Genomic DNA, 11,739 nt, shown 5'->3' with positions numbered 1-11,739 from the left:
CCCTGATATCAGTTGAGCGGGCAAGTCTTGGCGACTGCCCACGCTGCCGGCTGGTATGATGCCGCGCTTTGAAAAACCAGCTGTAGACCTGCGAGGAAATGCACCTTGAGTAACGACGCAAAAATGACCGGCGACCTGTTCGAAGTGGACAAGCGCCTGTCGCTCAAACCCGTGGTGGACTTCAATAGCTACCTGCAGGCGGCTTTTGGTGATGGCCCTTGCACCTGCACGCGCTGCGTGGCCAGCGCGGGTGACGAGAAAGGCTACGAGTATCAGCACAGCTTCGACTTCCAGGGCCAGGTAACCCACCGCCGCTTTGCGCTGACCGCTGGCAGCGATGTGTTGCAGATGCTGAAGAAAGCCTGGCTGTCGTACACCAAGGCGGAACTGCCGGGTCACGGCGAGCTGGCGTTGGACACGGTAAAGGAGTTTGTCGAACCGCAGTTGCACAAGCGTCTGCTGCCGTTGTTGCTGGCCAGCGGGTTGGTCAAGGATGTCGAGGGTGGGTTGCACATTCAGCCTGTAGTCGCCTAGGGACCGACCCGGGATACACGCGCCCGGAACGACACCAGACCACTGAAACGATTTACTGTTAATAGTGACAGTAGATCCCTGGTACTCCTCAAGTTATTAATTAACCGTAAAGCCTCTACGAACGGTTTAAATCAACTCTGAGGATTCACTAATGCCAACCCCCCAACCGCACAATACAACCGGCCATTTAACGGCGGACATTGATGGCCGCGCCTACACCGCCGAGTCTGTTTCACTTAACCTTTATAGTTCATCGATTATTGCCGGCGGTCCGATTGAAGGTATCTTGAAAGAGGGGATTTTCTTTACTTTCCCGGACCACATCAAGCCGGGCACATACGAAATGAACAGGGATACCCTTGTAGGTGCCTGGTACAACCCAGGGTAGAATCAGAATAGCTGGTACGCTGACAACAACGATGAGGACAAGATGGAGGTTATCTCTGTTTCATTGGAAGCCGAACCTTCATTAGAAATTTCTTTCAAGTTTTTTGCGGTCAATTCTGCGGACACGCAACAGCGTAAAAAAATTATCGGCGTCGCGAAGTTCGAAGGCGCCTCGCAACAAGGTACGGTGCAATACAAGACTCAATAACACTATGAGCGCCCAAGTCTGTCTATCGCTGGAATATCCCATTTGTAAAAAGGGCCGCGCTTGTTAGCGCTGGCCCTTTTTTTGTTCGCGCCATTGAGCGGCGTCAGCCAAACCACTCGCGCCGCTCCTCAAAGGTGTTGACCACCATTGCCACAATCATCTGCACCTCCTGTGGATGCGCCGCCGCGGCATTGACCGCCATCCACACCTGGCGCTGCATATCCTGGGCAAACAAGCCCGGCAACGCCATCAAGCCCCGGTCGAAACAACTCATGTAACGCGGCAGCAAGCCAATGCACGCGCTGCAGCGGATCATCTCCAGCATCAGCGGATACGCCTGCACCTGCACCACCCCCGCCAAGCGCTGTTGCACCACTCGGTTCCACGGCGCCAATGCCTCGACCAAGCCGTCAGGCTGCCATTGCACCAGCATGTAGTCCGCCAAGTCATCCACACTGTCCGGGCGTGCGGCCAGGCGTGAGTAGCGTTTGGCGATATGCGGCAGGTAATCCAGGCAGGCCAGTGCCTGCGGTGGGTGGGTCGCAAAGCCCGGTCCCGGCTGCGGCGAGTCGACGCCCGCCAGCCACAGCACCACGTCGGCTTCCACTGTCTGCACGGCCTGCGGACTGTCGATACAGACAATCTCCAGGCGCACACTGGCATTGCGGCGCAGCAGGGAGATCAGGTCGCGCCCGAGGATGTCATGCAGGATGGTCTCGGCCACTGCCAGCCGAATCAACGGTTGTTCCTGCACCGGCACCCGCCGTTCATTGGCCAGGGTCACCAGCCGCGCCTGGAGCTGCAGGCCGTCACGGCTCAGCGCCAGGACATTGCCCTGGTAGCTGAACAGTGAACGGCGCATCTGTGCTTCCAGTAACGCCAGGCGTTTGCGCAGCAATGTGGCCTTGATGTTCAGGCTGCGGGCCGCCTGCATGAAACAGCCGCAGCGGGCGCTGATCAGGAAGTAGCGCGCCACCTCCGGGTCGATGCCCGCAGCCAGGGCCAGCCAGGCTTCCCGGGGTTCGCCGGGCGCGCGGTAAGGCGTCATGCCGTGGGGTGCTGCAGGTTCTAGATAGTCCATGGGGGGGGAACTCCCTGTCTTATTGGGTCTGTGCATCCATGCGTACAGCCTGTTTATTCCAGTACTTTGTTCAGTTGCGCCCCGTCGATGCTCAAGGTCGCGGTGTTGAGCATGCCCTCCAGATAGGCCTTGGCGATCTGCTCCTGGCGCTGGGCGCGCAGGGCCTCGGTCAGGCGTGGGCGCAGTTCGTCGAGGCTGGCGGTGCGCGCCGGTTGGTGCTCGGTCAACTTGAGCACATGGAACCCCGCCGCGCTGTGCACCGCATCCGATACCGCACCCGGCTTGAGCCGCGCGACCACGTTGCGCACCTCTGGTACCAGTTGCTGCAAGGGTTGCAGGCCCGAATCACCGCCGCGCCCGGCGCTGCCGGCGTCCTGGGAGTACTGGCTGGCCAGCCCGGCAAACTCCGCCGGGGCCGCCTGGGCCCGGCGGCTCAGTTCCTGGGCCTGGCGCCGCACGGCCTCGGCATTTTGCGGGTCGTCCACGGCGAGGAAGATCTGGCTGACCCGGTACAACGGCGGTGTCATCCACTGGGCCTTACCGCTGTCATAGGCCTGCTGCAACTCGGCGGCGCTGGGGTAGTCGGCCGGCACCTGGCTGACCGACAGCAGGTAGTCGCGAAACACGATCTGCTCGGTGGCGGCGCGGGTCTGTTGCTCGACGTCCGGGCGTTGCCGCCAACCCTGGGCATCGGCCTGTTCGAGCACGGCCTTTTGCGCCAGGCGCGAGCGGATCCAGGTTTCCAGGGCACCCCGATTGGCGCGCAACTGCTCGCGCGATTCGGCCGGCAAGGTGGCCAGCAATGCCTGCAGTTCCGGCACGGCCACCTGTTGATTGCCCAGGCGTGCCACCGCCGGGCCCTCTGCGCCGATCACCGGGGCCGGTTGCTGGGCCGCGACCGGGTCGCTGCCCGAGCGCAGGCCCAAGCCCACCGCCACCCCCAACAGGGCCAGCGCAGCTACCACCAGGGTTGGTTTTTTCACAGCGCTGGCGCCTCTTCGCGGGTTTCAACCTCAGGTACACCCTGGGCTTGCAGGTGCGCGGCGGTCTGGCTGTATTCACGCAGGTAGACGATAAATTCCTGCAACAGCCGATCCCACAACTCCAATTGGCTGCGCAGGTACAGGGCACCGACGCCAGCCACCATCACGTCCATCTCCATCAGCAGGAACTCCCCCTGCACGGACAGCCGGGCAAAGCGCCGCGAGGTGTTCCAGACCGGGGCCAGGCCTGCGGGCAACTCGCCCTGGACCCGCAGCGCGCAACTGTAGGTGAAATCCACATAGGCGCCCTGCTCCGCCGGGTTGCCGAAGCGCACGGCAAAACCGATGCCCTGGCTGGCGCTGAGCAGTTGCACGATGCCGTTCTGCTCGCTCTGGTTGACCCGGTAGCCGGCCTCTTGCAGCAACTCGGTCAGGCGCTGGGGGGTCACGCTGCTCATCAATTCGCTCATGGTTAACTTCTTCCTTGGTTGATCAGTGATTAAGCGCCGCCTGGGGCGCATCGAAACGGCTGTTGTACAGGCCATCGCCAAAACCCTGGGCCAGTTCTTCGAACTTGACCCGCGCGCCGCTGGCGAACGGTTGGCGAATGCTCATGACCTCGGCCACGTCGATTTTTTCGTAGGCTGCGAGCAACGCTTGGGCCACGCCATACATCTGTTGATTCTTGGCTGAACATTGCTGCACTTGTGTGTCACGTTCAGCCAGTTGCGCCTGCAGGCGCGCGCGCTCGGTTTCTTTGCCACGGGCCAGCACCAGCAGGTCGTCATAAGCCTTTTTGAACTTGCCGGTCTGCTCGGCACTCGCCGCCACTTGCGCCTGGGCCTGGCTGTGCAGGCTCTGCTGCTGGCCGGCCAGTTGCTCGGCCACGCCTCGGGCCTTGTCCAGCTCCAGGCTCAACTGCTTGATCTGCACCTGGGCCTGCTTGGCCTGGTTTTCAGCGGCAATCCGTGCAGCGGCGGCCTGGGCCTGTTCGCTTTGCAGTGCCTGCAGCTGCGCGGTGGTGCTGCGCAACTGGGTGCGCAGGCGCTCCTCCATGCCTTCGGCCGAGGCGCCGGTGGCGACCAGGGCCAGGACCAGTCCGCAAATTCGCATGTTCATGGGTATCTCCCGGCGCGTCAGAAGCGCGTATTCAGTTCCAGTTGCATCACATCGACTTCAAACGGCGCGCCATACACCTCTGAGGCGCTCAGCCAACGGGCGCTGGCGTAGATGTTCTTGTCGATGCCGTAGTTGCCGCCAATGAAGTAGCCCTTGGCATTGGTGCCGCCGAGGTGGAAGGACGAGTCGTTGAAGCCGTCCGGCAAGGCATCCGGCTGGATGTACTTGTAGCCAGCCAACAGGTTCCAGTCGCCGGCCTTTTTCATCTCCAGGGCGCTGCCGAGGGTGAACTGCACCATCAGCGCATTGCCGCCACTTTCAAACTGGCCCTTGCTGTTGATGTTGTTGACGATCTCGCCTTCGCTGCGCTTGAGCATCTCGCCCTTGTCGTAGGCCAGGTTGTGAATGAAGTTGGCCTGGCTGCGCAGCTTGAAGTCTTGAGGCAGTTCGCTGTCCCACACCAGGTTCAGGTCCAGCACATCGAACTTGGAGGCCAGGCCCACGTATTGCGGTTGCGGGGTCAGGCCCGGGGTCGCCGGGTTGGCGTTGATATTGCGCAGCAGGAACACGCTGTTGCCCTTTTGCATAAAGGCCACGCGCGAGCCGTCGGTGTCGCAGCCCGGCGCGCCGGCCCATGGCGAGCAAGGGCTGGAGCGCTGGCCTTCGATGTCGTCGAAGCGGTAATAGGCCAATGCGCCCTTGAGGCTGTTGCTGCGGTTGATCTTCCAGTTGGCGCCGATCTGCCCGCCGAACAGCCATTTGGTGTCGCTGTCTTCCTTGTCGAAACCGTTGCTGCTGGCGGTGTCGGAGGTGTACTCCACCGGGAACGCGCCCAGCGTGCCGAACAGGCCCCATTCGTTGTTGAGGCTGTGGTTGAAGATCGCCGCCACGCCGTCGAAGTTGAGGTCGCTGGAGTACATCATGTCGGTGGAATAGAACGGGTTGGCGATCCGCCCGCCCGTCAGGGTCAGGTCCTGAGTGGCCTTCCAGGTCAGGTAGCCCTGGTCGAGCCAGATATCTTTCTTGCCAAAGCCGCCGCCCAGGGTCTGGGTAGTGGACACCGGGTTGTTGTCGGAGCCGGTGCCGATGCGGATGCCTGCGGTCCATTCCGGCGAAATGATCGCCTTCATCCCCAGGCGTGCACGCAGGCGGAACAGGTTCTCGCGGTCTTCACGGGTGTTGAGCAATGGCGGCAGGCGGGTGTTGGTGTCTTTGTTGACGTCGTAGGGGCCGTTCTCGTTGAGCTTGGCGTAATCGACGATTTCGTTGCTGTTGTTGCCAGAGAAGAACCGCGACTCGTCACGCAGACGGATGTCGCCATCGAAGCTGATACGCGAGACCCAATCCGGGAAGGTGTTGGGCTGGGCCCAGTTTTCCTGCTTGGCAGTGGCCATGACTTCGGCCTTGACCTGGTCGCGGATCTGATCACGCACGGCGGCCGGCACGTACTGCACCCGCACATCCCCAGGGGCCGCCGCAGGCCCGGTGGTGGCCACTGCGGTCTGGCGCGCCTGCACCGCCTCTTTCTCGGCCTGGGCGATCAGCCCTTCGGCCTGTTCCTGCTTGAGCACACCTTGCTGCACCAGCAGGCGGATCAGGTTGATCGTGGCGTTTTCCGAAGGCCCGGCCGGGGCGGCCGTTGCCTGGCCAACCAGGGTCGCGATGACCATGCCGACCGCCAGGGTCACTCGATTCACGTGGGAAATCATCTGCACACAACTCCTGTAGAAAACTGCAAAAAAGGTTGGCTCACTCCGGGCGTCGGCCCTTGAGGGACAGGCGCACCGGCAACGTCAGGGAGGCCGGTGTGCGCTCTTTCAAACGGGGCGTGGCCCGCAGTGCCGCCAGTACCTGGGTGTCGGTGTCGGCATCGCCGCTGGACTGGGCCAGCTCTACACGCGTGACCTCGCCATCGCCGCTCAACCACAGGTCGGCCTGCACCGCATAGGCCTTCTTGCGCAACTCCGGGTCTTCGCGCAGCAAGCGCTGGAACACCCCGGCCAGGTACTGCTTGAACGTGCCCGTGCCCAGGCCGCCCCCACCGGACCCGGCCATGCCGCCGCCCTTGCCGGCCCCCACGTTGAAAGCGTCGTTACCGGCCTGGGCATCACCGTCCATCTGCATCGGGTTGGCCAGGTCGTCGGCGGGACTCGGGGGTGCCTCTTGCTCCGGCTTGACCTCCTCCGGCGCAGGCGTGGGCTCAGGCTCGGGGATCTTTTCCTCGACCTGGGGCTCGGGCTCCTTGGGCGGTTCCGGGGGCGGCGGCGGTGGTGGCGGCAACGGGATAATCATCGGCACCTTGGGCGCTTCGCGGCGCACGCCGCTCATGTCATTGGCCCACTGCCACAGGAACCACGCGGCCACGGCGCCCACCAGCAGGCCGGCGCCCCACTTCAGCGGGCGCAGCGGCGACTTCTTCACGGGCGTGGGTGGGATCGGCATCTGTGCGGTCATGATGGTTTGCCAGTGACCAGGCCGACCTGGGACAGCTCCAGGCGGCGCAGCAAATCAAGCACCTCGATGACCTTCTGGTACTGCACCGTGGCATCGCCGCGCACAATCACCGGAAACTCCGGGTTCAGGGCTTTCTCGATGCGCAGGCGTTCTTCCAGTTCCCCCAGGGTTACCGGGTAGGCGTCGAGGAATACCTGGCCGCCGTCATTCACCGAAATCGCCTTGGTCTTGGCCTCGGACAACGACACCGAGGCACTGGCCTTGGGCAAGTGGATCTGGATCCCCGAGACCTGGGCCGTGGCGGTGAGGATAAACATCACCAGCACCACCATCAGCACGTCCACCAGGGGCGTGATGTTGATGCTGTCGACGGCGGCGTCTTCGTCATCGTCGTGGGAGGCATTCACAGAAGCCATGCTGATTCTCCTCAGGCCGGTACGTGGGCTGGCTGGGCGCGCCGATGCGCGGCTTCGCTGGACTGGCTCTCGCCGTGCATCTCGGCCAGGCGGGTGATGAACTCATCGACGAACACCCGCATGTCGGCACTGACCTCCTTGTTGCGGGTGATCAGGCGGTTGTAGCCAAACAGTGCGGGGATCGCGACAAACAGGCCCATGGCGGTGGCCAGCAACGCAGCAGCCATGCCCGGGGCGATCGCATTGATGTTCACGTCGCCGGCCATGGCCGTGCCGAGGAACACCACCATGATCCCCAGCACCGTACCGAGCAGGCCGATATACGGGCCGCCGGCAATGGCGTTGGACAGGGTCGAGAGCTTGGCGCTGAGCTGCTGGTTTTCCCGGGTGCGCACGCCGTCCATGGAGCAGCGGATGGCTTCGATGGTGGCTGCCGAGACCGAGCTGGTGTCGGCGCCCTGGGCGCGGCGGGTGCGGATTTCCTGGACGGCGACGCGGTACAGGCGCCATAACGACGAGTGGCCGAGGCGCTCGGCCAGGATCTGGTCGTCGTAGTACATCTCCAGGCGGGTGCCGATCTGCGCGAAATGCTCGCGGAAGATCTCGTTGGCACTGCTGACGCGGCTGACCATGCGGTTCTTGCGGAACATGATGACCCACGACTGGACCATCATCGCCACCAGCACCAGGATGATCACCCAGGCGTCGATAGGCACGGCCTTGAGCAAAAAGCCCAGGCTGCCGAAACCAAAGCCCGACTGTTCTTCATCCACGCCATAGGCCAGCAGTTTCGACTCAGAACCCTGGGCGCTGGCATCGGCCAACAACGCCCCCGCCGGGCGTGCGACTTTGGACAGGCGCAGCTCATCCATCGCCCCGGCAAAGGGCAGCAGGCCGCCGGTGGACTCCGGCAGGTCGGCGCCAATGGCCAGCTGGGAATTGAACGCCGGCATCGCCAGCGCCAGGGTCGCGGTTTCGCGGCCGTTGACATACAGGGTCACAGCGTTGCCAGCGGCCGTAAAGGCCAGGTGTTGCCATTGGCCGGGGTTCAGCGGCTGGGTCGATACCGCACGCTGGCCGTCGATCTCGACAAACGGCATGCCCTGGTTCAGGCCCAGCACCAGGCTGCTGCTGCCTTCACGGCGGGCCAGCACCACTTGCTCACCGGCGGCCTGGTCCAGGCGCAGCCAGGCACTGAAAGTAAAGGCGCCGCTGGCAGTGTGTTGCAACGACGGACTGGCCGGCAACAGCAACGGCTGGCCGCTGAACTGCAAGGCCCGCCCGATCACGCCGTCGATGCTCGCACCGGTGGCGTTCAGCGCAGTGTTGCCATAGGCCGTGGTGTCACGGGCCGGCGTGCCGTTGGCGCCCTCGAAATGGTAGAGCGCGGTGTAGCTCGGATCGAACGTCAGTTGGCCGTTGCCGGTCGCCGGGGCCTTGTCGTTGCCGTAGTACATCCACAGGTCCTGACGCTGGCCGCCTTCGATCTTGGGCACATCGACCCAGATCAACGCCATGCCCATCAGCGGGTCGAAGCTCTCGATCTGGTGATTGAACACAGTCTTGTCGTCGGCGCTGACAAAGCGCAGGTCGGCGCCGTCTTCCTTGACCCCGTCGAAGGTGAAGTTGCCGGTGTGCAAGCGCACCAGCAAGGCAGTACGGCCCAGCGCCTGATTGATCGCGGCGCCTTGGGGGGTGGTGTCCAGCGAGATCTGTTTACGGTAGTGCCAGTCGTCCTGCCACCAGGCTTGGGCGGTGGCCGGGAGCACGAAGCCCAGGCAGATCAACAGGCTCAGAAATAGGCGTTGCATGTGAAGGGTTCTCCGGAAAAAAGGGTCAGAAAGTCGCCTGCACACTGAAGTGCAGTCGCGAGTCCTGTTTCTGGGTGTTCGGTCCATCGAGCAGCGGGTAGCCCCAATCCAGGCTGCCGGACAACCACTTGCTCAAACTGGCACGGGTGCCGAGGCCGACGCTGGCCAGGCTGTATTCGTCTTCCTGCTCGGGCAGCGGGTCATGCAGGCGCAGGCGCGCGCCTTCGGCAAACGCGTAGAAGCGCCACTCCTGCACATAGCTGCCGAGGAACTTGGCCAGGGATGGCGTTCGCAATTCCTGGGAGAGCAAGTAGCCATCATCCCCGGTGCGTTCAGCGGCCAGGTAGCCACGGATCGACGTGGCGCCACCGGCCGAATACTGCTCGTTGGAGACCAGCGGGCCAGACGCCAGTTGGAACGCGGTCTTGGTCGCCGACTGCCAGTCGCCGGTGAAGGTGTAGGTGTAATTCAGGTCGCCCTTGAGCACGGCAAAGCTGGGGCTGGCCTGGTCGCGTTTGTACTGGAATTCTTCGGCGTCGCTGCCGTAGCCAAAAAACGCACGGGTGCCGACCACCAGGTTCAGGCCCAGGCCCAGTTGCGCCTGCTCGGTGTAGCGGTAGCCGTTGTAGCCGAAGGTCAGCGGCGCGTACTTGAGCGGGATCTGGTCGCGGCTGGCGCCGAACTGCATCTGCTCCTCGAAGTCCTTGAAGTCCACCCCCACCGATAACGAGTTGGCCCATACACCACTGGCCGGCAGGTTGTAGATCGCCGAGACGCCATAGGAGTGACCCTTGCCCAGCACGTTGCTGCCGCCGATGGTGGCGATATTGCTGTCGGACTGATAACCGGAGAACTGCACAGTCCAGCGCTCGTTGAGCGGCGCGCTGTAGGCGCCGGACCAGACCTTGGCGTTTTCGCTGTCCTGGGGCGCAGTAAAGAAGGTCAAGGACACGCTGTGGCCCAGTTGCCAGAGGTTGTCGTAGCCCAGGGTCGCGACACTGCGCAGCTTCTCGGTGTCGGCACTGTAGTCGTTGTTCAGGCCGAGGCTGGCGTGCCAGGGGTTCTGGTCCTCCACTTGCAGGTCCACATCCATGGTGCCGGGGCGCTGGCCCTCGCGCACCAGCGGCGTGACCTGGCGCCCTGCCCCGCGATTGAGGCCGGCGAGCTGGGTCTGCACCGTGGCAAAATCCGGTACCGCCCCCTCCTTCAGCGCCGAAACTTCTTCGCGGATCTCTACCGGCGAATAGTGCTTGGCCCCCACCACCCGCACTCGGCCGACCTTGGTCTCGCTGACTTGCAGGTAGACGATGCCGTCATCGACCTTCTGCTCGGGCAATTCGACAAACACCGACTGATAACCGCGCGCCTGGTAGATCTTCTGCAAGGCATCGCGGGCGCCTTCGATATCGCTCAAGGTCTTTTGCGGGCCCAGGAACGGGTACACCGCCTCTTCGATCGCCCGAGCGTCGAGCACCGTATTGCCGCGCACAAAGTACTCATTGACGTCCACCCGCCGCACAGCGGCCTCGGACGCGCCACCTGGCTCATCGGCTGACACCGGCAGCGCCAGTGTCAGCCAGCACAGCGCCAGCGTTGATTTGAACAGATGCGTCACACCGCCCCCTGGATTACTCGAATGGCTGGCCTTCACGGTTGTTGGCACCACGTTCGGCCGACTCAATTGCTGGATGTCGAGGTATTGGCATGCCGTGCCAGCCAGGTATGCAGCAGCGCGAAGTTCAAGGAGAACTCCGGCATGTGCAGCAAGGCGCCACAGAACACTTCACCGATGATTTTCTGGATCAACTGCACCGCCCGTGGGTTGCCCAGGAGCGTGGCAATATCGCGCTGCAGAACGTGGATGCCCCACACCCGCTGGGTCAGGTCGAGGCCGACGAACCAGCGGAACAGCAGGTTGTAGTTGAGTTGCTCGTGCAGTTGCTGTTCGCTGGGCACCGAATAGAGCAGTTGCAGCAGCAGAATCTGCAGCACCGTGCGCGGGGCGATAAGCATGCCAGGCTCGGCATTCAGGGCCTGCAACAAGTCGTGGTGCTGCTCCAGCACCTCGTCGATCTGCGGGCGCAGCAACACCAGGGAGTGACCGGCAGGTATATAGCTGGACACCTCTTTCAAAGCGCCTTGCCAGTCCTCCTGGGACACGATCCAGACCCAGGGCGCGCCATAGCGATAGACCGACACCGGCTTCTTGCGGGCGGCTTCGACGATCTTCGACAGGCGCTGATCGAGTTCCTGCATGCCTACTTTCGAGTAGCGTTCCATAGTTCCCATCCGCCCCACTCCTGGCCTGTTTCGCGTGCTTGAGCGCGTTACATAGGCAAGACGGAGGGACGGGGGGACTACCGAACTTTTGTCATAAAAGCTTCATTCCGCAGGGCTGATTGTCGGGCGTCGTCAGCAACCTAATGTGGGAGAGGGCTTGTTCGCGATGGGCGTAGGTCGCTACACAGCTCTCTTCTGGGTTTGTGTACATATCCGTTGCTGCGGTCATGGCCACTTAGGGTTCCGCCCTTACGGCGGCTCACTTTGGAAAGCCCCAAAGTAAGCAAAGGGCTCTTGCCCCACCACTCGGCACCTCGCCCAGGCTCGGTGTGCCCGTCATCCGACATTGATTTGGGGGGCCGCCGCGATGGGCCATCCATGGCCCAGCGCGGCTAACCCGGCGTCCTGCCGGGTTACCCCCCAAATCAATATCGGATGACGGCCAGCGTGGTTTAACGGGGCGCCT

General features: G+C 63.0%; 13 protein-coding genes. 3 read left to right on the top strand and 10 right to left on the bottom strand.

Annotated features, from left to right (window positions below):
* Nucleotides 1-105 precede the first annotated feature (105 nt).
* From HBO24_RS27635 to HBO24_RS27625, 3 genes are all read left to right on the top strand, one after another.
* Nucleotides 106-534 carry a hypothetical protein gene (locus HBO24_RS27635; protein ID WP_057959888.1) on the top strand — a complete coding sequence of 143 codons (429 nt, stop codon included), beginning with the start codon at nucleotides 106-108 and terminating at the stop codon, nucleotides 532-534.
* A gap of 151 nt (nucleotides 535-685) precedes the next feature.
* The gene (locus HBO24_RS27630; RefSeq protein WP_170060733.1) at nucleotides 686-922 is read left to right on the top strand and encodes a hypothetical protein; all 237 of its coding nucleotides are present in this window, start codon (nucleotides 686-688) and stop codon (nucleotides 920-922) included.
* Between the two features lie 42 nt (nucleotides 923-964).
* Nucleotides 965-1,129, top strand: coding sequence for a hypothetical protein (locus HBO24_RS27625; RefSeq protein ID WP_170060732.1), 165 nt, complete (start codon nucleotides 965-967; stop codon nucleotides 1,127-1,129).
* A 103-nt stretch (nucleotides 1,130-1,232) separates the two neighbouring features.
* On the opposite strand, the gene HBO24_RS27620 is transcribed toward HBO24_RS27625, so the two are convergent.
* The 10 genes from HBO24_RS27620 to HBO24_RS27575 all read right to left on the bottom strand — a co-directional run bounded on the left by HBO24_RS27620 (nucleotide 1,233) and on the right by HBO24_RS27575 (nucleotide 11,273).
* Nucleotides 1,233-2,210, bottom strand: coding sequence for a LysR family transcriptional regulator (locus HBO24_RS27620; protein ID WP_057959890.1), 978 nt, complete (start codon nucleotides 2,208-2,210; stop codon nucleotides 1,233-1,235).
* A gap of 53 nt (nucleotides 2,211-2,263) precedes the next feature.
* Nucleotides 2,264-3,193 (bottom strand): peptidylprolyl isomerase, encoded by a 930-nt coding sequence (locus HBO24_RS27615; RefSeq protein WP_169961191.1) that lies wholly within the window; start codon nucleotides 3,191-3,193, stop codon nucleotides 2,264-2,266.
* Nucleotides 3,190-3,663, bottom strand: coding sequence for a YbjN domain-containing protein (locus HBO24_RS27610; RefSeq protein ID WP_170060731.1), 474 nt, complete (start codon nucleotides 3,661-3,663; stop codon nucleotides 3,190-3,192). Before HBO24_RS27610 ends, HBO24_RS27615 begins: the two co-directional genes overlap by 4 nt.
* 22 nt (nucleotides 3,664-3,685) lie before the next feature.
* Nucleotides 3,686-4,312, bottom strand: coding sequence for a hypothetical protein (locus HBO24_RS27605; RefSeq protein WP_057438705.1), 627 nt, complete (start codon nucleotides 4,310-4,312; stop codon nucleotides 3,686-3,688).
* A gap of 17 nt (nucleotides 4,313-4,329) precedes the next feature.
* On the bottom strand, nucleotides 4,330-6,021 hold the full coding sequence (locus tag HBO24_RS27600) for a putative porin (RefSeq protein ID WP_170060730.1): 1,692 nt from the start codon (nucleotides 6,019-6,021) through the stop codon (nucleotides 4,330-4,332).
* A gap of 40 nt (nucleotides 6,022-6,061) precedes the next feature.
* Nucleotides 6,062-6,766, bottom strand: a complete 705-nt coding sequence (locus HBO24_RS27595; RefSeq protein WP_170060729.1) for an energy transducer TonB — start codon at nucleotides 6,764-6,766, stop codon at nucleotides 6,062-6,064.
* Nucleotides 6,763-7,182 (bottom strand): biopolymer transporter ExbD, encoded by a 420-nt coding sequence (locus tag HBO24_RS27590; RefSeq protein ID WP_057438708.1) that lies wholly within the window; start codon nucleotides 7,180-7,182, stop codon nucleotides 6,763-6,765. The genes HBO24_RS27595 and HBO24_RS27590 overlap by 4 nt, the downstream gene beginning before the upstream one ends.
* Nucleotides 7,183-7,193: 11 nt before the next feature.
* On the bottom strand, nucleotides 7,194-8,993 hold the full coding sequence (locus HBO24_RS27585; RefSeq protein WP_170060728.1) for a MotA/TolQ/ExbB proton channel family protein: 1,800 nt from the start codon (nucleotides 8,991-8,993) through the stop codon (nucleotides 7,194-7,196).
* Between the two features lie 25 nt (nucleotides 8,994-9,018).
* Nucleotides 9,019-10,608 (bottom strand): ShlB/FhaC/HecB family hemolysin secretion/activation protein, encoded by a 1,590-nt coding sequence (locus HBO24_RS27580; RefSeq protein ID WP_170060727.1) that lies wholly within the window; start codon nucleotides 10,606-10,608, stop codon nucleotides 9,019-9,021.
* Between the two features lie 62 nt (nucleotides 10,609-10,670).
* Complete coding sequence (locus HBO24_RS27575) at nucleotides 10,671-11,273, bottom strand: transposase (RefSeq protein ID WP_057438711.1); 603 nt, start codon at nucleotides 11,271-11,273, stop codon at nucleotides 10,671-10,673.
* Between the last annotated feature and the right edge of the window lie 466 nt (nucleotides 11,274-11,739).

It is taken from the genome of Pseudomonas sp. WS 5410, assembly GCF_012985645.1.
Taxonomy (GTDB): domain Bacteria; phylum Pseudomonadota; class Gammaproteobacteria; order Pseudomonadales; family Pseudomonadaceae; genus Aquipseudomonas; species Aquipseudomonas shahriarae.
The sequence above is the reverse complement of the archived record's forward strand: the minus strand, read 5'-3'. Positions and strand labels throughout refer to the sequence as shown.

What these genes read in the sequence shown, in the direction of transcription:
- HBO24_RS27630 (WP_170060733.1), top strand. Translation starts at nt 686, where the DNA reads ATGCCAACCCCCCAACCGCACAATACAACCGGCCATTTAACGGCGGAC.
- HBO24_RS27625 (WP_170060732.1), top strand. Translation starts at nt 965, where the DNA reads ATGGAGGTTATCTCTGTTTCATTGGAAGCCGAACCTTCATTAGAAATT.
- HBO24_RS27620 (WP_057959890.1), bottom strand. Translation starts at nt 2,210, where the DNA reads ATGGACTATCTAGAACCTGCAGCACCCCACGGCATGACGCCTTACCGC.
- HBO24_RS27610 (WP_170060731.1), bottom strand. Translation starts at nt 3,663, where the DNA reads ATGAGCGAATTGATGAGCAGCGTGACCCCCCAGCGCCTGACCGAGTTG.
- HBO24_RS27605 (WP_057438705.1), bottom strand. Translation starts at nt 4,312, where the DNA reads ATGAACATGCGAATTTGCGGACTGGTCCTGGCCCTGGTCGCCACCGGC.
- HBO24_RS27600 (WP_170060730.1), bottom strand. Translation starts at nt 6,021, where the DNA reads ATGATTTCCCACGTGAATCGAGTGACCCTGGCGGTCGGCATGGTCATC.
- HBO24_RS27595 (WP_170060729.1), bottom strand. Translation starts at nt 6,766, where the DNA reads ATGACCGCACAGATGCCGATCCCACCCACGCCCGTGAAGAAGTCGCCG.
- HBO24_RS27590 (WP_057438708.1), bottom strand. Translation starts at nt 7,182, where the DNA reads ATGGCTTCTGTGAATGCCTCCCACGACGATGACGAAGACGCCGCCGTC.
- HBO24_RS27585 (WP_170060728.1), bottom strand. Translation starts at nt 8,993, where the DNA reads ATGCAACGCCTATTTCTGAGCCTGTTGATCTGCCTGGGCTTCGTGCTC.
- HBO24_RS27575 (WP_057438711.1), bottom strand. Translation starts at nt 11,273, where the DNA reads ATGGAACGCTACTCGAAAGTAGGCATGCAGGAACTCGATCAGCGCCTG.